At 65.4% G+C, this 19,887-nt stretch carries 20 protein-coding genes and 1 pseudogene; 12 read left to right on the top strand and 9 right to left on the bottom strand.

The features are described 5' to 3' along the window. Nucleotides 1–305 precede the first annotated feature (305 nt). Both GBO37_RS21395 and GBO37_RS21390 read left to right on the top strand, forming a co-directional pair. A complete protein-coding gene (locus GBO37_RS21395) occupies nt 306–824 on the top strand; it encodes a BrnA antitoxin family protein (RefSeq protein ID WP_252930730.1) in 519 nt (172 codons plus the stop codon). 119 nt (nt 825–943) lie between these two features. Next, nucleotides 944–2,134 (top strand): hypothetical protein, encoded by a 1,191-nt coding sequence (locus GBO37_RS21390; protein WP_252930729.1) that lies wholly within the window; start codon nt 944–946, stop codon nt 2,132–2,134. 32 nt (nt 2,135–2,166) lie between these two features. Here the strand turns inward: GBO37_RS21390 and carB are convergent, their stop codons facing one another. The 7 genes from carB to GBO37_RS21355 form a co-directional block, all read right to left on the bottom strand. Continuing rightward, nucleotides 2,167–5,505 carry a carbamoyl-phosphate synthase large subunit gene (gene carB, locus GBO37_RS21385; RefSeq protein ID WP_127897600.1) on the bottom strand — a complete coding sequence of 1,113 codons (3,339 nt, stop codon included), beginning with the start codon at nt 5,503–5,505 and terminating at the stop codon, nt 2,167–2,169. A 139-nt stretch (nt 5,506–5,644) separates the two neighbouring features. Further along, nucleotides 5,645–6,418 (bottom strand): DUF1217 domain-containing protein, encoded by a 774-nt coding sequence (locus GBO37_RS21380; protein ID WP_176695146.1) that lies wholly within the window; start codon nt 6,416–6,418, stop codon nt 5,645–5,647. 7 nt (nt 6,419–6,425) lie between these two features. Next, nucleotides 6,426–6,830 carry a flagellar biosynthesis repressor FlbT gene (flbT, locus tag GBO37_RS21375; RefSeq protein WP_045982339.1) on the bottom strand — a complete coding sequence of 135 codons (405 nt, stop codon included), beginning with the start codon at nt 6,828–6,830 and terminating at the stop codon, nt 6,426–6,428. Further along, nucleotides 6,827–7,207 carry a flagellar biosynthesis regulator FlaF gene (flaF, locus tag GBO37_RS21370; protein ID WP_252930728.1) on the bottom strand — a complete coding sequence of 127 codons (381 nt, stop codon included), beginning with the start codon at nt 7,205–7,207 and terminating at the stop codon, nt 6,827–6,829. Before flaF ends, flbT begins: the two co-directional genes overlap by 4 nt. Before the next feature lie 71 nt (nt 7,208–7,278). Further along, nucleotides 7,279–8,145 carry a flagellin gene (locus GBO37_RS21365; protein ID WP_252930727.1) on the bottom strand — a complete coding sequence of 289 codons (867 nt, stop codon included), beginning with the start codon at nt 8,143–8,145 and terminating at the stop codon, nt 7,279–7,281. 169 nt (nt 8,146–8,314) lie between these two features. Beyond that, complete coding sequence (locus GBO37_RS21360; RefSeq protein WP_252930726.1) at nt 8,315–8,632, bottom strand: hypothetical protein; 318 nt, start codon at nt 8,630–8,632, stop codon at nt 8,315–8,317. Beyond that, a complete protein-coding gene (locus GBO37_RS21355) occupies nt 8,629–8,826 on the bottom strand; it encodes a rod-binding protein (RefSeq protein WP_245008396.1) in 198 nt (65 codons plus the stop codon). The genes GBO37_RS21360 and GBO37_RS21355 overlap by 4 nt, the downstream gene beginning before the upstream one ends. 152 nt (nt 8,827–8,978) lie before the next feature. Between GBO37_RS21355 and GBO37_RS21350 the strand changes: the two genes are divergently transcribed. Beyond that, nucleotides 8,979–10,241 carry a flagellar hook-length control protein FliK gene (locus GBO37_RS21350; protein WP_252930725.1) on the top strand — a complete coding sequence of 421 codons (1,263 nt, stop codon included), beginning with the start codon at nt 8,979–8,981 and terminating at the stop codon, nt 10,239–10,241. Nucleotides 10,242–10,250: 9 nt separating this feature from the next. Beyond that, nucleotides 10,251–10,919 (top strand): flagellar hook capping FlgD N-terminal domain-containing protein, encoded by a 669-nt coding sequence (locus tag GBO37_RS21345; protein ID WP_045982334.1) that lies wholly within the window; start codon nt 10,251–10,253, stop codon nt 10,917–10,919. 139 nt (nt 10,920–11,058) lie between these two features. On the opposite strand, the gene cbbR is transcribed toward GBO37_RS21345, so the two are convergent. Then, nucleotides 11,059–11,991, bottom strand: a complete 933-nt coding sequence (gene cbbR, locus GBO37_RS21340; RefSeq protein ID WP_252930724.1) for a LysR family regulator CbbR — start codon at nt 11,989–11,991, stop codon at nt 11,059–11,061. Between the two features lie 98 nt (nt 11,992–12,089). Here cbbR and GBO37_RS21335 point away from each other — a divergent pair, with 98 nt between their 5' ends. The 8 genes from GBO37_RS21335 (at nt 12,090) to GBO37_RS21300 (ending at nt 19,537) form a co-directional block, all read left to right on the top strand. After that, nucleotides 12,090–12,968, top strand: coding sequence for a fructose-bisphosphatase class I (locus tag GBO37_RS21335; RefSeq protein WP_252930723.1), 879 nt, complete (start codon nt 12,090–12,092; stop codon nt 12,966–12,968). Nucleotides 12,969–12,975: 7 nt separating this feature from the next. After that, nucleotides 12,976–13,848, top strand: coding sequence for a phosphoribulokinase (locus GBO37_RS21330; RefSeq protein ID WP_252930722.1), 873 nt, complete (start codon nt 12,976–12,978; stop codon nt 13,846–13,848). 21 nt (nt 13,849–13,869) lie between these two features. Next, complete coding sequence (locus GBO37_RS21325; protein ID WP_045982331.1) at nt 13,870–15,330, top strand: form I ribulose bisphosphate carboxylase large subunit; 1,461 nt, start codon at nt 13,870–13,872, stop codon at nt 15,328–15,330. A 12-nt stretch (nt 15,331–15,342) separates the two neighbouring features. After that, nucleotides 15,343–15,762 carry a ribulose bisphosphate carboxylase small subunit gene (locus GBO37_RS21320; protein ID WP_045982330.1) on the top strand — a complete coding sequence of 140 codons (420 nt, stop codon included), beginning with the start codon at nt 15,343–15,345 and terminating at the stop codon, nt 15,760–15,762. A 74-nt stretch (nt 15,763–15,836) separates the two neighbouring features. Beyond that, entirely contained in the window at nt 15,837–16,763 is a 927-nt protein-coding gene (gene cbbX, locus GBO37_RS21315) for a CbbX protein (protein ID WP_371927667.1), read from the top strand. Between the two features lie 28 nt (nt 16,764–16,791). After that, a complete protein-coding gene (rpe, locus tag GBO37_RS21310) occupies nt 16,792–17,475 on the top strand; it encodes a ribulose-phosphate 3-epimerase (protein WP_252930721.1) in 684 nt (227 codons plus the stop codon). 138 nt (nt 17,476–17,613) lie between these two features. After that, a complete protein-coding gene (locus tag GBO37_RS21305; protein ID WP_045982353.1) occupies nt 17,614–18,393 on the top strand; it encodes an SDR family oxidoreductase in 780 nt (259 codons plus the stop codon). A 64-nt stretch (nt 18,394–18,457) separates the two neighbouring features. After that, on the top strand, nt 18,458–19,537 hold the full coding sequence (locus tag GBO37_RS21300; RefSeq protein ID WP_045982329.1) for an ABC transporter ATP-binding protein: 1,080 nt from the start codon (nt 18,458–18,460) through the stop codon (nt 19,535–19,537). Here GBO37_RS21300 and GBO37_RS21295 read toward each other — a convergent pair. Further along, nucleotides 19,534–19,887: pseudogene (locus GBO37_RS21295) on the bottom strand (hypothetical protein); the annotation flags it as partial. The gene GBO37_RS21300 and the pseudogene GBO37_RS21295 overlap by 4 nt on opposite strands.

Below are 19,887 nucleotides of genomic sequence, written 5' to 3'. Positions count from 1 at the left end.
CTTCAGCAGCTTGCTGACACTGGCAGGAGTGTTCTCGAACGTGCCTAGGCTCAGGACGTCATCACGACGTTCACCACCGGCTATCGCAACCGCGAGTTTGTCCTTGGAAACGTCGATTCCAACATAGATCGTTGACTGTTCGCTCGTCATGCCTTTCTCCATCGCAAAAACGACGGCACCTGCCGCCATGCGATCAGAATACAGGCTGATCCATCACGCGCGGGCCGATGAAAAAGACATGCGGTCTTAAGGCGTCGTTAACGGTCGGGCGGCAGTCTGGGGGCCGTTGATCCTGCGGAGGCATCATGACCGTCACCAAGGCCGAAGGCACAAGGCGCGCGAATTACCACTATATGGCCGACGCGATGCGGATGCTGGAATGGGACCTGCACAGCACCGTCATGGCGCGGATGCGCATCCCCGACGAATGGCACCGCATCGCGCAGGAAAAGGGCACGGCGCCCAAGACGCGCGTCACGCTGCGGCTGGATGCGGATGTGGTGGCGTTCTTTCGATCCATGGGGCCGGATTGGCAGGTGCGGGTCAACCGGCTGATGGCGGCCTGGATGCATGCGCGGCTGGCGGGGCTGATCGAGGGGGCCGAGACGATGGATTACCTCAAGCGCCGCGAGGCTGAGAGTCTGGACGGCCCCCGCCCTGAATTCGGCGACCTGCAGCGCGCCGAGGACGCAGCCTGGGCCGAGATGGGCGAGACGCCGCTGCCCCCGGGCGGGCCGGGGGTGCCGATGGAGGGGCCTCGGCGGATGAGTGCGGCGGGGAAGCGGGCGTTACTGGAGGAGATGAAGGGGCGGAGGGGGTTGTGAAACGGTAAGCCCTCGATTTACGCCCTACATTAGAAATCCAAGTTGTTCTTGCGTGACGTTGACGCTGGTGGTCAATACGATGAGGCTGCGCAAAATTAAAAAGGCAAAGATAGATCGTCATGGATAAAGTGCGAAAATTTGCTTTAAAGGATGTTTTGATCGATGGCAGGAGTCTTGGCGCTGCGGTAGTCCCGTTATTCAAGGAAAGATCTGGGCGACTTACCTTTCATATCGGGGCAATTTTCCCTGATGGAAATCCCGACAGCCACGGCGATCTCCTTAAAAGCAAGATAGAACTAGTTGGACCTGACGGACGAAGATTTGAGGTGCTTGCAAGTAAACTCGCACACTCCTTCCACGGAGATCAAAATTCAGTTATAGTTGTCCCTAAGAGAAGGCCGATTAGCCTTATTTACGCAAAACAATTCACCTCAGGTTCGGCGATCATTGCTAGCCCTCCCGAGATGATTATAAAAAACATCGACCTTACGGACTGCAGTGGAAACTGTTTCTCAGTACAATTTGATAAAGATAGTGGAGGGACATTCCTTCGCATTCGCACCGATCATCCTGGTGATTCTGAGCGCCTGCTTGAACACTATTTAGAGTTCCATGAGTTTATATCATTCGCCAAAGGTCAGTTTTGTGGCCTTGGCAACATCGAAGCGTACGACGCCACAAACGGACTTGCCGCAGAAATAATAGGATTCACTCGATACGACGAAAATAAGGTTCAGACAACGTGGTTTGACGAAGGGATCCAGGAACATCTGCCTGAGATTTTTTTGAAGTTTAGTTTCGCCCGTAGATCTGACCTTCATCGGCGCGCTCTTCGACAAACATTGGAGTTCTATCGGGCATCGAATGCCTCTCGCGATATCTCAATTGAGATGTCAGTTATCGCAGCCCATAGCGCATTAGAAGCGATTGTGAACTATATACTCGAGCATGAAGCTGGCTGGTCCAGAGCATTACTTAGCGAGAGGGCCAATATATTTAGTGACAAAGCCAGAGCCGCATTTAAATTTATGCGGTTAACTAACGACCTCATGGAACACAGCGCCGAGCTAAAGCTTTTGTCGAAAAGCCGACAGAATATGGATGGATTCCAAATCATTAGCTTTTTTAGAAACAAAATAGTGCATCAAGATCTAAATTTCAGCCCTAACGGCGTCCAGTTGCACGAATGCTGGCTGCTAATTCAATGGCTAGTAGAGGCGCTTACGCTAACCTCTATTGGCTACTACGGTAAAATAGTTGATAGAAGAATTTACCAAGGCTGGCGAGGATCAACTTGCCCATTAGGCTGATCCCCGCATGCATGACGTAAAGCTTTCAAAATTTAAGCCTGCAGCGATCTCACCCCGACTTCCCCTTCCTCCCGCGACTTGATCGCCGCCACGGCGGCGATGCTGCCTGCGGCGGTCGTGAAATAGGGGATCTTGTCGTAGAGGGCGACGGCGCGGATGTCGCGGCTGTCGGCGATAGCCTGGACGCCTTCGGTCGTGTTCAGGACCATGGCGATCTCGTCGTTCTTGAGGCGATCGACGATGTTCGGGCGGCCTTCATAGACCTTGTTCACGCGGGTGGATGCCACGCCCTGCGCGTCGAGGAAATCGGCGGTGCCCGAGGTCGCGACCAGATCGAAGCCCATCGTCACCAGGTCGCGGGCGGCCTGCGCCAGGGCGGGCGTCTTGTCGGCATCCTTGACGGACAGGAAGACGCGGCCGGTGGTCGGCAGGTCGGTGCCCGCGCCCATCTGCGCCTTGAGGAAGGCGCGCGCGAAGTTGCGGTCCCAGCCCATGACTTCGCCGGTCGAGCGCATTTCCGGCCCCAGCAGCGTGTCGACGCCGGGGAAGCGGGCGAAGGGCAGCACGGCCTCCTTGACCGAGAACCAGGGCGTGATCGGGTCGGCCAGCGTCATCGGGTCGGCAAAGGGCAGGTCGGTTTCCGGGCCAACGCCTTCGGGATAGGGCGCACGCGCGGGGAAGTTCGACATGGGCTCGCCCGCCATCAGCCGCGCGGCGATCGAGGCAATGGCGCTGTCCGTGGCCTTGGCGACGAAGGGCACGGTGCGGCTGGCGCGCGGGTTGACCTCCAGCACGAAGATCTCTCCGTCCTTCAGGGCGAACTGTACGTTCATCAGGCCCTTGACCTTAAGCGCACGGGCCATGGCCGTGGTCTGGACCTTGAGTTCCGCGACGGTCGCTGCATCCAGCGTGTGGGGCGGCAGCGAACAGGCACTGTCGCCCGAATGGACGCCGGCCTCCTCGATATGCTCCATGATGCCCGCGACATGGACGGTCTCGCCGTCGCACAGGGCGTCGACGTCGACCTCGATCGCGCCGGACAGATAGCTGTCCAGCAGGACCGGACTTTTCCCGCTGACCGTCACGGCCTCGGTGATGTAGCGGCGCAGGTGGTCCATGTCGCGCACGATCTCCATCGCGCGGCCGCCCAGGACATAGGACGGGCGGATGACCAGCGGAAAGCCGATACGCTCGGCGATCTCGATGGCTTGGGCGTCGCTGCTGGCGATGCCGTTGATCGGTTGCTTGAGGCCCAGATCCTGCAGCAGGCGCTGGAACCGCTCGCGGTCCTCGGCCAGGTCGATGGCGTCGGGGGTCGTGCCCAGGATCGGGATACCCTCGTCCTGCAGCGCATTGGCGAGCTTCAGCGGCGTCTGGCCGCCGAACTGGACGATGACGCCGTGCAGGGTACCGTTCTGCTGTTCGGTATGCAGGATCTCCAGCACGTGTTCGAAGGTCAGCGGTTCGAAATACAGCCGGTCCGAGGTGTCGTAATCGGTGCTGACCGTCTCGGGGTTGCAGTTGATCATGATCGTCTCGTAGCCCGCCTTGGTCAGCGCATAGCAGGCGTGGCAGCAGCAATAGTCGAACTCGATCCCCTGGCCGATGCGGTTCGGACCGCCGCCCAGGATGACGACCTTTTTCGCATCGGTGGGGCGGGATTCGCATTCCACGTCGCCCATCGCGGGCGCCTCGTAGGTGGAATACATGTAGGGGGTCTGGGCCTCGAACTCGGCCGCGCAGGTGTCGATGCGCTTGAACACCGGGCGGATGTCCAGGTTGCGCCGGGCGCGGCGCGCCGTGGTCTCGTCGGTCTTGGTCAGGTGGGCCAGGCGGGCATCGGTAAAGCCCATCATCTTGATGCGGCGCATCCCGTCGGCATCGGTCGGCAGGCCGTTCTCGCGGATCTGATGCTCGACATCGATGATCTCGCGGATGCGGGCCAGGAACCACGGATCAAAGCTGGTGACGCGATGGATCTCGTCATCCGACAGGCCGAACCGCATCGCCTCGGCGATGACGCGGATGCGGTCGGGGGTGGCCTTGGACAGAGCAGCGATGACGGCGGGCTTGCCCTGCTCGGACGCGCCCTCGATGGCGATCTCGTCCAGGCCGGTCAGGCCGTTCTCCATCGAGGCCAGCGCCTTCTGCAGCGATTCGTGGAAGCTGCGGCCGATCGCCATGACCTCGCCTACGGACTTCATCGCGGTGGTCAGGTCGGGCTTGCTGCCCGGAAACTTCTCGAACGCAAAGCGCGGGATCTTGGTCACGACATAGTCGATGCTGGGCTCGAAGCTGGCGGGCGTGACGCGGGTGATGTCGTTGTCCAACTCGTCCAGCGTGTATCCCACCGCCAGCTTCGCGGCGATCTTGGCGATCGGGAAGCCGGTGGCCTTAGAGGCCAGCGCGGACGACCGCGATACGCGGGGGTTCATCTCGATCACGACCATGCGGCCGTCGGCGGGGTTCACCGCCCATTGCACGTTGGAACCGCCGGTCTCGACGCCGATCTCGCGCAGGACCGCGATGCTGGCCGTGCGCATGATCTGGTATTCGCGGTCGGTCAGGGTCAGGGCCGGGGCGACGGTCATGCTGTCACCGGTATGCACGCCCATCGGGTCGATGTTCTCGATCGCGCAGACGATGATGGCGTTGTCGTTGCGATCCCGCACGACCTCCATCTCGTATTCCTTCCAGCCCAGCAGGCTTTCGTCGATCAGAACCTGCGCCATGGGCGAGGCGTCCAGGCCCGACCGGACGATGCGTTCGTAATCGTCGCGGTTATAGGCCACGCCGCCGCCGGTGCCGCCCAGGGTAAAGGCCGGGCGGATGATCGCGGGCAGGCCGATCTCCTCCAGCGCGTCCATCGCCTGGCTGACGCCGGCATTGATGTCGTACTTGCCCGATGCCAGCCTGGGGGCGGCGATGATCGTGGCCTTGGGATTCTCCAGGCCGATGCGGTCCATCGCCTCGCGGAACAGCTTGCGGTCCTCGGCCATCTCGATGGCGCTGCGCTGCGCGCCGATCAGCTCGACCCCATAGCGGTTCAACGCGCCGCTGTCGGCCAGGGCCAGCGCGGTGTTCAGCCCGGTCTGACCACCCATCGTCGGCAGCAAGGCGTCGGGGCGTTCCTTGGCAATAATCTTTTCGACGATCTCGGGGGTGATCGGCTCGATATAGGTGGCATCGGCCATTTCCGGGTCGGTCATGATCGTCGCCGGGTTCGAGTTCACCAGGATGACCCGGTAACCTTCCTCGCGCAGCGCCTTGCAGGCCTGGGCCCCGGAATAGTCGAACTCGCAGGCCTGCCCGATGACGATGGGCCCTGCCCCGATGATCAGGATCGACTTGATATCGGTACGTTTCGGCATGGTTCTGGCCCCCGGGCTGGTCGTGCATCGATCGCGGCAAATCGTCCGGGGTTATAGCCAGCCACGCCTTGGGCGCAAGGTGCGGCGGGCCGCTGGCGCGTGGAAATCAGGCTTTGCCCGCCGCCAGGGTGACGCAGGGTCAGAAGTTCTGCAACAAGGTCAGCGCCGCGCTGTAGCGATTGGCCGTCGGCGACGTGGTCAGCTGCGATCGCGCCATGAAGGTCTGGATCAGCTTTTCCACGTTCTCGGGCTTGGAAATATCCTTGAAGCTGGAACTGCCCAGCAGCCTCTCCGAGGCCTTGGTGTATTCCTCCAGCTGGCGGTCGATCGGCAGTCGGGCATAGTTGTCGCCGAACCCGAACGCGCCCTGAAAGACCTTGCGCAGCGGTGCGTTGCCGATGACCTCGAACCACAGGGTCCGGTCGGTCGAGGTGCGGCCTGCCAGCTCCTGCACCTCGCGCCGGGCATTCAGGCTAAGACGCAGGTTGTCGTCGCTTTCACCGATGCGCCGTTCAAATTCACGCTGCACAAAGGCGGTGCTGATGGTGTCGGCCAGATCCTTGGCGGGCTTCGTCGACCCAAAGCCCATCGCCTCGTTCATGCGCAGATAGCGCTTGTCGGCCAGACGGTTGACCAGCGACGACTTGTCCGCGGGATCACTTTCCAGGACTTTCTGGATGAAGGCCTTGTTGGGCAGGTCCGCCTCCAGCCCGAAGGCCGAAAGCGTCGTGCTCAAAAGGCGGTAATCCTTGACCAACTCCTCGGCCTTGGTGGTGGCCGCGATGTTGTCACGGAAGTAGGTCGTGCTGCGCTGAACCACAGGGTCGCGGGCGACGGATTCGATCTGCCGGGCCTCGGTTCGCTGGACGATCTTCCAGCCCAGCAGGCCCGTGGCGCCGACAGAGATGGTCATGATACCCTCACGTCCGGGCGGCGGCGAACAGCCGCGCCTCTCGAGGCAGCAGATCGCGCAGCTTGCGCAACGCCTGATAGGCGTTCGCATCGACCGCGGCGGCACTGGCCTCGGCCAACAGCAGGCGGCTGTCGCGATCGTCGAACACCTGGCTCAATTGTTCGATGGCGATCAGCAATTGCCGGCGGCCCTCGGACGGTTCGGCATCGCCGGACAGGATCATCTGCGCGACATACATGGCGCGCGACACCGGTGTCTGGGCGCTGTCGGGATGGATCGCATCGCGCAGGCGCAGGACGTTCACGTTGGGTGTCTTGATCGCGATCTTGGTGCGGCGATCGCCGTTCTCGATCACCGCGCCGTTGATCAGCACGCGTTCATTCGGTGCCAGCTTGAGGACAAGGCCGCTCATGGTGCACCCTCTCCGCGCAGACCGCGCATGACGGTCATGTTGATGTCGATCAGCGGATCGGTCTGGGCGCTGCCCGCCATCACAGCCTGACCGTGGCGGATGGCAAATCCCGCCAGCGAGATCAGGCCGGCCTTGACCTGATCAGGCAGTCCGTTGCCGGGATCGGCAAGGTCGGTTGCCAGGATCGTCCACAGTTCGGAATTCTTGTACACCGCCTGGATGGTATCGGTGTTGTCGGCCTTGCGCGGGGCCTGCCGCAGCATGCGCGTGACGCGCGAGAAGATGTCGTATTCGGCATCGCGCGGAGAGCGGATGGCGGATGTCCTGTAGCCATGTTCGGTCAGTGGCGTTACCGCGTTCACGATCGTGCTTCCCATTCTGGAGTGTGATCAGGGACTGAATGATATTCAGGGGGTGACGGGCGCCCCTGGGGCGCCCGTCGGTCTTATCAGCGGAACAGCGACATGACGGCCGACGGACCCTGGTTGGCGATCGACAGCGCCTGGATGCCCAGCTGCTGCTGGGTCTGCAGGGCCTGAAGGCGAGCCGACGACTCCTCCATGTCGGCGTCAACCAGCGAGCCAATGCCCGATTTCAACGAATCCGACAGTTTTCCGACAAAGTTTGCCTGATCGTTCAGACGCTTGCCAGCAGAGCCGAGGGTTGCAGCACCGTTAACCGCAAAGTTGATCATCGTTTCGATGTTGGTCACCATCGCGGCGGCAGTCGTCGTGTTAGTGATACCGGTAAACAGCGTGGACGTACCGTCGTTAGCTGCCATGCCGAGGTTCGCCTGGAGATCCACAGTTGCCACGGTAATCGTATTTGCCGCAGTCGTTCCGCCTGCGGCAGTCCGGTCAAGCGAACCGACGGCAGTAAGCGTAGTGGTACCCGCGGCTGCACCAGCGGTTCGAAGCAAGTTAACGCCATTCATCTGCGTACCCGTGATGATCGCGTTGATCTGGCTCAACTTTCCGTCGATATCGGTATCAATCTTACCGAAGTCTGCGGTGCTGACGGTAGCACCAAGAGCCAAGTCCTTCACCTCCTTCAGAAGAGTGGTGATTTGCTCGGCGCCTTGGCGGGCTGTCCCAACAGTAGCATCTGCAACATTCAAGTTCGACTGGATCGTCTTCGCAGCCGACTGGTCGGTTTCCATGACTTTCGAGATCGCCCAGACAGCAGCGTTGTCCTTGGCGTTCGCGACGGTCTTGCCGGTCGCGATGTCGGACTGGGTTTTACCCAGCTGCGAGTTGATGCTCTTCAGGGTCTGCAGCGCGACCATGGCGCTGTTGTTGGTCAGAATGCTGGACATGGTGTCCTCCGATATAAGGTGCTTTGCACCCAGGTTGCATCTTGTGGCCTTCTGACCTGTCGGGCGGTTGCCCTTGCCATTTCCCTGGCATGTCTCCGGTTTAGCGGCCGGTTATTGACAACTAGTGAATATCGGCCCTCCTCTCAAACAAACCTTCCGACGCATTTTATCAAAACCTTTGCGGTGCATTCGCGCGGGTTTCATTCACGTGGCGCTGACCCAGGGAATCATAGGTCTGCAGGCTGCGCGCGGCCTGCACGATGGCGCGCACCTGTTCGGCCGCCTGCTGCGCGCCCTTGAGCGAGGCCTGTGCCAGCGCACGCAGGTCGGCCAAGGCGGGCTCCAGCAGATCACGGGTGGGGGTGTCGATGCCCTTGCGCGCGGCGATGCGGGTCAGTTCGTCCAATCCTGCCAGCGCTGCCTGGACATTTCCGGCCATCAGCGCGCCGCGGATCTGGGCCACCTGGCGGGTCAGGGCGCGGCTCATGCGCGGCCCTCCAGCATGGCGGCAAAGCCCAGGTCCAGGCGTTCCGCCAGCAGCCCCGCATGTTCGCGCGTCAGGAAGCTGGAGAACTGCTCCTCTCCGGCGCCGCCGGAAAAGGCGCCTTCGGACGGGCCGGGACCGCAATATTTCAGCATCTCCTCCAGAAATGCCTGTTCAAGTTGATTCGCGACAGCCATGGACGAGGGCTTTTGAGCCATCGTGGGAATAATCGGTTCGATCTGCATTCGGTCCCCTCTGCATATGACGATGGGATTCAAAATATCGGGGCGTCGTAAATAATTGGTAAGGAATAAGGACTAATCAGGAAAAAACCCAAAGAGGCTTTTTCATGGCTGACATCCAGATCATATCGCCCATGCCCGCACGCGCCGATGCCTTCGTCGATGCGGCGACGCCTGTTCCCGTGACGGGCGAATCGGGTTTCGATGTCTGGTCGGCAGGCGCGATGGTACCAGCCGCCCCGGCGACCGCAGTGCCGACACCACCGAAGCACCCGCTTGCGGCATGGCTGCAGCAGCAGATGGGCTTCAGCGGAGAGTTCAGCGCACCGCCCGGCACCGATCCCGCGATCGAGGCGCTGGCCGCAGGCCTTCCGCAGCTGCCAGCGCCCGAGATTGACGAATCAGCCGACATTCAGGGCGGCGATCCTTTGGCCAGCCTGCTGCCCGTGGACGCAGGGACATCCGATGCGAGCCTGATCGGCGATGCGGTTCCAACGGCACCGCATTCGACCGACCCGACGACCCCTGCTGCGACTGATGCCGCGGACGCGCCAGCTGTGCAGACCGCAGTCGCGCCGACCACGACCCCCATCGTCGCTGCAGGCGTCACGCAGCAGGCCGCCAACCCTACCCCCACCCTGCCTGGGGCAAACGCCGCAGAGGTGGTCCCGATCCATGGCGGCGGCCAGCCTGTCGCACCGGCGCGCCTAGGCCGTCCGATCCCGGCGACCGAGAGCGTCGCGACCGCCCGTCCCGTCGATGCCGGCCCGATCAATGCCGCCCCGCCCCCGGTCGACCGGGCGGCACCGGACCGTCCGGCGCCAACGGTGGCCCGCGACCCGATCACTGCCGCTCGGTCCGAGATCGCCCTGCACGCAGGCCTTGCCGAGACCTTGGCCGAATTGCCCTTCGGCATCGATTCGCACACCCCCGCCGCCGCACGGGCCACCGCCGCTGCCGGGTCCGGCTGGCAGGCTGCGTCGCACGATCCGCGCCCCGTGCTGCAGCAGGTCACCGACGCGCTGGTCAGCACCCGTGGCGACCGGACCGAGATCGCCCTGTCCCCCGAGGAGCTGGGCCGCATCCGCCTGGTCATGTCGGGCCCTGATCGCGGCCAGATCACCATCTGGGCCGAGCGCCCCGAGACGCTGGACCTGGTGCGCCGCAACGCGGACCTGCTGACGCAGCAGCTGGCCGATGCAGGCGTGTCCGCGGGCAGTCTGGATTTCCGTCGCGACGACCGCAGCGACAGCCAGCCTGCGCAGGGCCGTGCCAGCGATGACGACGACATTCCCCTTTCGGCCGCCCGCATGCGGGTCCGCATGTCGCCCACCGCGTTGAGCGACCGCCGCCTGGACATCAGATTATAGGAGCCTTTCATGGTTGACGCGATCACCAGCCCGACAGTGACGATTCCCGCGGCCACCCCCTCTGCGGCAGGCGCAGGCGGGTTCGCAGGCGCCGGCGCGGGAGGGGACTTTCAGACGTTCCTGACCATGCTGACCGCGCAGCTGCAGAACCAGGACCCGCTGAACCCCATGGAAAGCACAGACTTTGCGATCCAGCTGGCGACGTTCGCCGGGGTCGAACAGGCGGCGCTGAGCAACAAGTTCCTGGAGCAGATGGCCGGGCAGGCCGGTGGTGCGGGCATCGCGGGCTGGATCGGCAAGGAGGGGCGGACCACCGCCCCGGTCTGGTTCGGCGACGACGCCATCACCCTGGACGTGGTGCCGCATTCCCTGGCCGACAGCGTGCAGCTGGTCACCCGCGACGCGCAGGGTCGCGAGGTCACGCGCGAGGAGATCGGCCCCGGAGAGGGCCAGATCGACTGGCTGGGCCGCAGCGCCGACGACACCAAGCTGCCTGACGGGCTGTACAGCTTTACGTTGGAGAGCCGGCGCGGCGGCGAGATGATCCTGGAGAGCAAGGTCGGCGCCTATGCCCGCATCGTCGAGGCGCAGTTCGACGCCAGCGGCGGGCGGGTCGTGTTCGAAGGCGGCGCCTCTGCCCCGGCGGGAGAGGTCACGGCCCTGCGCGACGCCGGCTGACGGATCAGCCTTGAGGGGCGGTGTCGGTGGACTTGAGGGGCGGTGTCGGTGGATTAGGGGAACGGCCCGCCATCGCGGCGGGCCGTTCGTATTTGTCTGGGCGACGGCCGCACGACAACATGACTCGGAACCGGCAAGATCAGCCGCGCCCCTCCAGACGCGGCAGGAAGCTGCCGCCAAGACCCGCGATGGCCGCGCGGATGCGTTCGGTGGTCGGGCTGGGCGCGCGGTCGGCGCGGTGCAGCAGGTACCAGCTGCGCTGGATGGGCAGGCCGATGGCCTGCAGCGCGACCAGACGGCCGGTGCGCAATTCCTCGGTGCAGGTATGCTGAGAGATTAGCGCGATGCCCAGGCCCGCGATCACCGCCTGCTTGATCGTCTCGTTCGTGCCCATCTCGGTCGCGCGCCAGGGCGTGCCTTCGCCGATGCGGTCCAGAAAGCGGGTCATCAGGATGCGGGTGCCGGACCCCTCCTCGCGCGACAGGAAGGTCTGGGACAGCAGGTCCATCGGCATCACCGGGTCCTGGGCCGCCAGCGGATGGTCGGGTGCCGCGATGATGATGTGCGGATGCGGCCCGATGGGGGCGGCGATCACGGCGGGTTCGCGCGGCGGGCGGCCCATGATCGCCAGGTCCAGCTCATCCGCGGCCAGCGCGGCCAGGATCGCGTCGCGGTTGCCGATCCGCAGCGTCACTTCGATCCGCGGCAGGGCGCGTTGCAGCGTGGCGACCAGGAACGGCGCGAAATACTTGCCGGTGGACACCACCCCCAGGACCACGTTGCCGCTGTGCCCCTGGGCCAGGGACGCGACCTCGCGCCCGGCGCGGGCCAGTGCGGTGGCGATCTGGGCCTCTGCCATCAGCAGGGCACGACCCTGTGCGGTGGCGCGAAACGCCCCGTGCTCGGCGCGCTGCAGCAACGGCGCCCCAGCCAGATCTTCCAGCGATTTCAGCTGACTGTGAATGGCGGGCGGGCTGAGGCCCAGCTGCGCCGCGGCCAGGGTCAGGCTGCCGCTGTCGGCGACCGCGCGCAGGGCGCGCAATTGGCGCAGGGTGACGGCATCATGGCGCATCTTAAGTTTTCCTGAATGCGTCTTTCGCCTTATTAAATTTTCCGAAACGCGGTCGCCTGTCAATGTCCCTTGGCAGCACTCGTGCCGGGGAGGGGACGATGACCGAAGCGACCATCGACACGGACCTGATCCCGGCCGATCTGCACGCCTGCCTGGATGATCTGGCGCGCCACCTGGCCACGGGGGCTGCGCTGCGAGGCAAGGGGCTGCGCTGGATCAGCCGGGCGGATCAGGCCACGCCCGAAGGGGGCGATCCGCAGGGCGCGCTGGCCCTGGCCATCGCGCATTCGCCGCCCGACCAGCCTGATGCCAATGCCCCCACGGGCACCCTGTTCGCGATCTTCGACGCGGCGGCCACGGCCGAGGACAGCTTTCTGCGCCCCGCGCGGCAGATGCGGGCGGCGGGATACGTGATGCACGGACCGCGCTGCCTGATGGTGCTGACCTGCGGCGACGGCGTGCAGGTGCAGGCGCTGGACGGGTGGGCCTTCGCCATCGAACGGGCGCGGGCCACCCTGCCCGACACCGTGCGCGACCTGGCCATCGACATGTCGCAGTACCGCCACTGGCCGCGCCCTGTGCGGGCCTATGTCGACGACTGCCTGGCCGGCGTTCAGGGCCCGCGCGGACGGACCATCGACCTGCGCTGGACCCCGTCGCTGGTGGCCGAGGCGCATCGGATCCTGATGCGCGGCGGCATCTACCTGGCGCCCGCCGATGCGCGGTCGGGGCATGCGCGAGGCAGCCTGTCGATGCTGCACCAGGCGGCGCCCATCGCGTTCCTGATCGAACAGGCCGGGGGACGGGCAACGGACGGCGCGCTGCCGATCCTGGACGCGGTGATCACCGGGTTCGACAGCCGCACGCCGCTGGTCTTCGGCTGCATCGACAAGGTCGACCGCGTCGCCGCCTATCACGATCTGCCCGAGGCCGAGGTGTCGGCCCTGTTCGGCCATCGCGGCCTGTTCCGCACCTGAGGACCCCATGAGCCACAAGCATCCTATCATCTCGGTCACCGGCAGTTCGGGCGCGGGCACCACGACGGTCAAGTCGACCTTCGACCAGATCTTTCGCCGCGAGGGCATCACCGCCGTCAGCATCGAGGGCGATGCCTTCCACCGCTATGACCGCGCCGCGATGAAGGCCGAACTGGCCGCGCGGCTGGCCGCGGGCGACGCGACCTTCAGCCATTTCAGCTTCGACGCCAACGAACTGCAGGCACTGGAGGAGATCTTTCGCGTCTATGGCGAAACGGGGCGCGGCCAGACCCGCCATTACGTCCATGACGACCGCGAGGCGGAACGATGGGGCACCTCGCCCGGCACCTTCACGGACTGGGCACCCTTTCCCGACGGCAGCGACCTGCTGTTCTATGAGGGGCTGCACGGGGCGGTGGCCAACGACACCGTCAACCTGGCCGCGCTGGCCGACCTGAAGATCGGCGTGGTGCCGGTGATCAATCTGGAATGGATCCAGAAGATCCACCGCGACAGCGCCCAGCGCGGCTATTCGACCGAGGCCGTGACCGACACCATCCTGCGGCGCATGCACGCCTATGTGCACTGCATCTGTCCCCAGTTCACCCAGACGGACATCAATTTCCAGCGCGTGCCGGTCGTCGACACGTCGAACCCGTTCATCGCGCGCTGGATCCCCACGGCCGACGAAAGCCTGGTGGTGATCCGGTTCCGCAACCCGAGGGGCATCGATTTTCCCTATCTGACCCAGATGATCGACGGATCCTGGATGAGCCGCGCCAACTCGATCGTCGTGCCCGGCCCCAAGATGGACCTGGCGATGCAGCTGATCCTGACGCCGATGATCCTGCGCCTGACCCATGACGCCAAGCGCGCCTAACCCTTTCACGGAGGACTGACCATGAACGAGATGCCAGCCAAGTTGGACGCGAAAAAGCGGTACTCTGCCGGGGTGCTGAAATACGCGCAGATGGGATACTGGGAGCCGGACTATACCCCCAAGGACACCGACATCATCGCGCTGTTCCGCATCACGCCGCAGGACGGGGTGGACGCGGTCGAGGCCGCGGCGGCGGTGGCGGGCGAAAGCAGCACCGCGACCTGGACCGTGGTCTGGACCGACCGGCTGACCGCCTGCGACAAGTACCGCGCCAAGGCCTATCGCGTGGATCCCGTCCCCAACGGCCCCGGAGAGTTCTTTGCCTACATCGCCTATGACCTGGACCTGTTCGAGGGGGGCAGCATCGCCAACCTGACCGCGTCGATCATCGGCAACGTCTTCGGCTTCAAGCCGCTGAAGGCCCTGCGGCTGGAGGACATGCGCCTGCCCGTGGCCTATGTGAAGACGTTCCAGGGTCCCGCCACCGGCATCGTGGTCGAGCGCGAGCGCCTGAACTGCTATGGCCGCCCGCTGCTGGGTGCCACGGTCAAGCCCAAGCTGGGCCTGTCGGGCCGGAACTATGGCCGCGTCGTCTATGAGGCGCTGAAGGGCGGTCTTGATTTCACCAAGGACGACGAGAACATCAACAGCCAGCCCTTCATGCATTGGCGCGACCGGTTCCTGTACTGCATGGAGGCGGTGAACCGCGCCAGTGCCGCGACCGGAGAGGTCAAGGGGACGTACCTGAACGTCACCGCCGGCACGATGGAGGAGATGTACGCGCGGGCCGAGTTCGCGAAATCGCTTGGGTCGGTGATCGTGATGATCGACCTGGTGATCGGGTACACCGCGATCCAGTCGATGGCCAAATGGGCGCGCGACAACGACATGATCCTGCACCTGCACCGGGCCGGGCATTCGACCTATACCCGCCAGCGCAGCCACGGCGTCAGCTTTCGCGTGATCGCGAAATGGATGCGCCTGGCCGGCGTCGACCACCTGCACGCAGGCACCGTCGTGGGCAAGCTGGAGGGCGATCCGGCGACCACCAGGGGATATTACGACATCTTCCGCGAGGAGCGGAATCCCATGGCGCTGGAGAACGGGATCTTCTTCGACCAGGACTGGGCCAGCCTGAACAAGATGATGCCGGTGGCGTCGGGCGGCATCCATGCCGGCCAGATGCACCAGCTGCTGCATTACCTGGGCGAGGATGTCGTGCTGCAGTTCGGCGGCGGCACGATCGGCCACCCCCACGGCATCGCCGCCGGCGCGCAGGCCAACCGCGTCGCGCTGGAGGCGATGGTGTTCGCGCGCAATTCGGGCCGCGACATCTGGAACGAGGGCGAGGACATCCTGCGCGATGCCGCCCGCACCTGCACGCCGCTGAAGCAGGCCCTGGATGTCTGGAAGGACGTCAGCTTCGACTATGCCTCGACCGATGCGCCCGATTTCGCGCCCACCCCCGAAGTGTCCCACTGAGGAGCCAGAGCCATGAAGATGACACAAGGCCAGTTCAGCTTCCTGCCCGACCTGTCGGATGACGACATCCGCGTGCAGGCCCAGTACGCCATCGACAGGGGTTGGGCGGTGTCGGTCGAATACACCGACGATCCGCATCCCCGGAACACCTATTGGGAGATGTGGGGCCACCCGATGTTCGACAATCCCGACGCAGCGGCGGTGGTGTTCGAGGTCAACGAATGCCGCAAGGTGCATGGCGGCGTCTATATCCGCGTCATCGCCTTCGATGCCTCGCCCGGATGGGAATCGATCCGCATGGCGATGATCGTGAACCGACCGGCGGTGGAACCGGGCTTTCGGCTGGTGCGCCAGGAGGGTGAGGGCCGGACGGTCCGATACAGCATCGAGAGCTATGCCATGCGCGAGCCCGAGGGCGCACGCTATCCCTGAGAGGTTGCTCCTCCGCAGGGCCAGGTCCGGGCGGTGTCCTCCCATCGCCCGGACGCATTCCACGAAAGAGGTGCATGATGACCGAAGATGTCCCGACCCATGTCGACCTTGCCCGGGACTTTGCCGACAGCGGCGTGGCCGAGGTCCTGGCCGAGCTGGACCAGGAGCTGGTGGGCCTGGCCCCCGTCAAGGCGCGCATCCGCGAGACGGCGGCCCTGCTGCTGGTCGACCGGGCGCGGCGGCGGCTTGGCCTGGCGACCGAGACGCCGACGCTGCACATGAGCTTCACCGGCAATCCCGGCACGGGCAAGACGACCGTTGCGCTGAAGATGGCCACGCTGCTGCACAGGCTGGGCTATGTCCGCAAGGGGCACCTGGTGACCGTCACGCGCGACGACCTGGTGGGCCAGTACATCGGCCATACCGCGCCCAAGACCAAGGAGGTCCTGAAGAAGGCGATGGGGGGCGTGCTGTTCATCGACGAGGCGTATTACCTCTACCGGGCCGAGAACGAGCGCGACTATGGGCAGGAGGCGATCGAGATCCTGCTGCAGGTGATGGAGAACAACCGCGACGACCTGGTGGTGATCCTGGCGGGCTATGACGACCGGATGGACCGGTTCTTTGCCTCGAACCCCGGGTTCCGGTCGCGGATCGCCCACCACATCGAGTTTCCCGACTACAGCGACGACGAGCTGCTGCACATCTGCGAAGGCATGCTGGCGCGGCAGAATTACCGCCTGGACGACGCGGCCCGCACCGCGATGGGCCAGTACATCGCCGCGCGGCGCACGCAGCCGCATTTCGCGAACGCCCGGTCGATCCGGAACGCGCTGGACCGCGCCAGGCTGCGGCAGGCGAACCGTCTGTTCACCGAGGCGCAGGGGCCGCTGGACGCCGCCGCCCTGTCCACGCTGAGCGCGCCGGACATCCGCGCCAGCCGGGTCTTCGAAGGCGGTCTTGACGTGGACCGCGCCAGCAGGCAGGCCGCAGCGGAGTGAACCCCGCCCGAACAGACTGGAGAGCGCCATGGATTTCGACCGCACGATCAAGATCGCCCCATCGATCCTGTCCGCCGATTTCGCCAATTTCGGGGCCGAGATCCGCGCCATCGAGGCGCAGGGCGCCGACTGGGTGCATGTCGACGTGATGGACGGGCATTTCGTGCCGAACCTGACCTTCGGCCCCCCGGCGGTCAAGGCGTTCCGCCCGCATGTGAAGACGGTCATGGACGTGCATCTGATGATCGCCCCGGTCGACGCCTATATCGAGGCCTATGCCGAGGCGGGGGCCGACATGATCACCGCCCATGTCGAGGCCGGGCCGCATCCGCACCGCACCCTGCAGGCGATCCGCGCGACGGGCAAAAGGGCCGGGATCGCGCTGAACCCCGGCACCCCGGTCGAGGCAGTCGAATACCTGCTGGACCTGTGCGACATGGTGCTTGTGATGACGGTGAACCCCGGTTTCGGCGGGCAGAAGTTCATCCACAGCCAAGTCGACAAGATCGCCCGCCTGCGCGGGATGATCGGCGATCGGCCGATCCATATTCAGGTGGACGGCGGGGTGGACCCGGCGACGGCGCCGCTGGTGGCGCAGGCCGGGGCCGACGTGCTGGTCGCGGGATCGGCGGTCTTCAAGGGCGGGTCGGTGGACCGGCCCGACGTCTATGGCGCGAACATGCGCGCGATCCGCGAGGCCATCGCGGAGTGAGCATGGGGCAAGGGCGGGGCCGTCGAGGCCCCTTCCTTGCCGCGGGGCTGCGCCCCGCCGCGCATCGCCGCCGTCATCGCGTTTGACAATGCCGCCCCGCCCGCGTTTCCTGCGCGTCGAACGCAGAGGGAGAACACGATGGATCTGGGGATCAAGGGCAAACGGGCGCTGGTCTGTGCGGCGTCCAAGGGGTTGGGGCGCGGCTGCGCCGAGGCGCTGGCCGAGGCCGGCGTGAACCTGGTCATCAACGCCCGCACCGAGGCCGAGATCACCCGGACCGCCCGCGAGATCGCTGAACGGCATGGCGTCGAGGTCACTCCGGTCGCCGCCGACATCACGACCGAGGAGGGCCGCGCCCGCGTGCTGGCCGCCGTTGGCCATGCCGACATCCTGGTCACCAATGCGGGCGGCCCTCCGCCGGGCGACTGGCAGGACTGGACGCGCGACGATTTCATCCGTGCCATCGACGCCAACATGCTGTCGGCCATCGCCCTGATGCAGGCGCTGGTGCCGGGCATGATGGACCGCGGATGGGGCCGGGTCGTGAACATCACCTCGGCATCGGTGCGGTCGCCGATCTCGGTTCTGGGGCTGTCCAACACGGCGCGCACCGGACTGACCGGGTTCGTGGCCGGCATGTCGCGCCAGGTCGCCGGCAAGGGCGTCTGCGTGAACAACCTGCTGCCCGGCATCCACGCGACCGACCGAGCCGACAGCCTGGATGGCGGCGTGGCGTCCGCGCAGGGCATCACCGTCGATCAGGCCCGCGCACAGCGGCAGGCGACCATCCCCACCGGCACCTATGGCACGGCTGCCGATTTCGGCGCGACCTGCGCGTTTCTGTGCAGCCAGCAGGCGCGGTTCATCGTCGGGCAGAACGTGCTGCTGGACGGCGGCGCGTTGAACGTCACGGTCTGAGGCCCTGTTGCGAGGCGGGGGCGCGCCTGATACGCAACCCCGACCAAAACGCCAAGGATCGCCCGTGACCGTGCCCCCCCGCCTGGAAGTTCAGGGACTGACCCGCCGATTCGACGGGCAGGCGGTGGTGGACGATGTCAGCTTCCAGGTCGAGGCGGGCCAGGTGGCCTGCCTGCTGGGCCCGTCGGGCTGCGGCAAATCGACCACGCTGCGCATCGTGGCGGGCGTCGACATGCAGGACCGGGGGCGGATCTTCGTCGACGGCCAACTGGTCTGCGACACCCAGTTCCGCATCCCGCCCGAACGCCGCGCGATCGGGCTGATGTTCCAGGACTTCGCGCTGTTCCCGCATCTGCCCGTGCGCGAGAACGTGGCATTCGGCCTGGCCGGCGGCTGGAAGGCCAACCGCGACCGCGTGGCCGAGCTGCTGGACCGCGTGCGCATGACCGCCCATATCGACAGCTATCCGCATGAGCTGTCCGGCGGAGAGCAGCAGCGCGTGGCCCTGGCGCGCGCCCTGGCCCCGCGGCCGCGCGTCCTGTTGATGGACGAGCCGTTCAGCGGCCTGGACGAGCGCCTGCGCGACGGCATCCGCGACGAGACGCTGGCCCTGCTGAAGGATGAGGGCACCGCCGTCCTGCTGGTCACCCACGAGCCGCACGAGGCGATGCGCATGGCCGATCAGATCCTGCTGATGCGGGGGGGCCGGATCGTGCAGCAGGGCGCGCCCTACAACCTCTACAACGCGCCGGTGGACCGGCTGGCGGCGGGGTTTTTCAGCGACATCAACGTGCTGACGGGACGGGTGCAGGGCGCGCTGACCGACACGCCCTTCGGCCAGTTCCTGACCCCCGGCCTGCCCGAGGGGGCAGAGGTCGACATCGTCATCCGGCCCCAGCACCTGAAGATGGATTTCGACCGCGCCGGACAGGGCCCCGCCCCCACCGCCGAAAACGGCAGCGCCGCGCTGGCGCGGGTCACGCGGGCCCGCTATCTGGGTCGTGAATCGCTGGTCGAGTTCGCGACCGATGCGGGCGGCATCGCGCTGAACGCGACGGTGCCGGGGGTGTTCCTGCCGCCTGCGGGGACGCCGATGTGGCTGATGCTGCGCCGCGACCGGGTCTTCGTCTTTCCGCGCCGCTAGTCCTGGCCCGTGGCGCGGCGGTAATCGGCCAGCACCTGTGCCAGATGCAGCCTGCGCCCGGCAGGATCGGCCAGGGCATGGCACAGCCTGCGCGCCTTGCGCGACATCTGCCGGCAGGCGTCCGGGTTTGCGCGGGCCCAGGCCAGCCGGTCCGGCAGGTCGGACCCGTCCTGCGCCATCGAAATGACATGGACCCAGGGCCGGAACAGCCGCCCCGCAAAGCTTTCCCAGCTGTCATCCTGACGGATCACCACCGCGTGGCTGTTGGCCAAGGGCAGGAGGTCGGTATCCCCCTCGGAGCCGGACAGGCACAGGGCGTGGCGCGGCGGCCGGGGCGACGACTGCGGCGC

Source organism: Paracoccus sp. 08 (assembly GCF_024105395.1).
Classification (GTDB): domain Bacteria; phylum Pseudomonadota; class Alphaproteobacteria; order Rhodobacterales; family Rhodobacteraceae; genus Paracoccus; species Paracoccus marcusii.
Note: the sequence above shows the minus strand (reverse complement) of the source record. Positions and strands in the feature narration are given on the sequence as shown.

Excerpts from the sequence above, each read along its gene's own strand:
- GBO37_RS21395 (WP_252930730.1), top strand. The coding sequence starts at position 306 with ATGACCGTCACCAAGGCCGAAGGCACAAGGCGCGCGAATTACCACTAT.
- GBO37_RS21390 (WP_252930729.1), top strand. The coding sequence starts at position 944 with ATGGATAAAGTGCGAAAATTTGCTTTAAAGGATGTTTTGATCGATGGC.
- carB (WP_127897600.1), bottom strand. The coding sequence starts at position 5,505 with ATGCCGAAACGTACCGATATCAAGTCGATCCTGATCATCGGGGCAGGG.
- GBO37_RS21380 (WP_176695146.1), bottom strand. The coding sequence starts at position 6,418 with ATGACCATCTCTGTCGGCGCCACGGGCCTGCTGGGCTGGAAGATCGTC.
- flbT (WP_045982339.1), bottom strand. The coding sequence starts at position 6,830 with ATGAGCGGCCTTGTCCTCAAGCTGGCACCGAATGAACGCGTGCTGATC.
- flaF (WP_252930728.1), bottom strand. The coding sequence starts at position 7,207 with ATGGGAAGCACGATCGTGAACGCGGTAACGCCACTGACCGAACATGGC.
- GBO37_RS21365 (WP_252930727.1), bottom strand. The coding sequence starts at position 8,145 with ATGTCCAGCATTCTGACCAACAACAGCGCCATGGTCGCGCTGCAGACC.
- GBO37_RS21360 (WP_252930726.1), bottom strand. The coding sequence starts at position 8,632 with ATGAGCCGCGCCCTGACCCGCCAGGTGGCCCAGATCCGCGGCGCGCTG.
- GBO37_RS21355 (WP_245008396.1), bottom strand. The coding sequence starts at position 8,826 with ATGGCTGTCGCGAATCAACTTGAACAGGCATTTCTGGAGGAGATGCTG.
- GBO37_RS21350 (WP_252930725.1), top strand. The coding sequence starts at position 8,979 with ATGGCTGACATCCAGATCATATCGCCCATGCCCGCACGCGCCGATGCC.
- GBO37_RS21345 (WP_045982334.1), top strand. The coding sequence starts at position 10,251 with ATGGTTGACGCGATCACCAGCCCGACAGTGACGATTCCCGCGGCCACC.
- cbbR (WP_252930724.1), bottom strand. The coding sequence starts at position 11,991 with ATGCGCCATGATGCCGTCACCCTGCGCCAATTGCGCGCCCTGCGCGCG.
- GBO37_RS21335 (WP_252930723.1), top strand. The coding sequence starts at position 12,090 with ATGACCGAAGCGACCATCGACACGGACCTGATCCCGGCCGATCTGCAC.
- GBO37_RS21330 (WP_252930722.1), top strand. The coding sequence starts at position 12,976 with ATGAGCCACAAGCATCCTATCATCTCGGTCACCGGCAGTTCGGGCGCG.
- GBO37_RS21325 (WP_045982331.1), top strand. The coding sequence starts at position 13,870 with ATGAACGAGATGCCAGCCAAGTTGGACGCGAAAAAGCGGTACTCTGCC.
- GBO37_RS21320 (WP_045982330.1), top strand. The coding sequence starts at position 15,343 with ATGAAGATGACACAAGGCCAGTTCAGCTTCCTGCCCGACCTGTCGGAT.
- cbbX (WP_371927667.1), top strand. The coding sequence starts at position 15,837 with ATGATGACCGAAGATGTCCCGACCCATGTCGACCTTGCCCGGGACTTT.
- rpe (WP_252930721.1), top strand. The coding sequence starts at position 16,792 with ATGGATTTCGACCGCACGATCAAGATCGCCCCATCGATCCTGTCCGCC.
- GBO37_RS21305 (WP_045982353.1), top strand. The coding sequence starts at position 17,614 with ATGGATCTGGGGATCAAGGGCAAACGGGCGCTGGTCTGTGCGGCGTCC.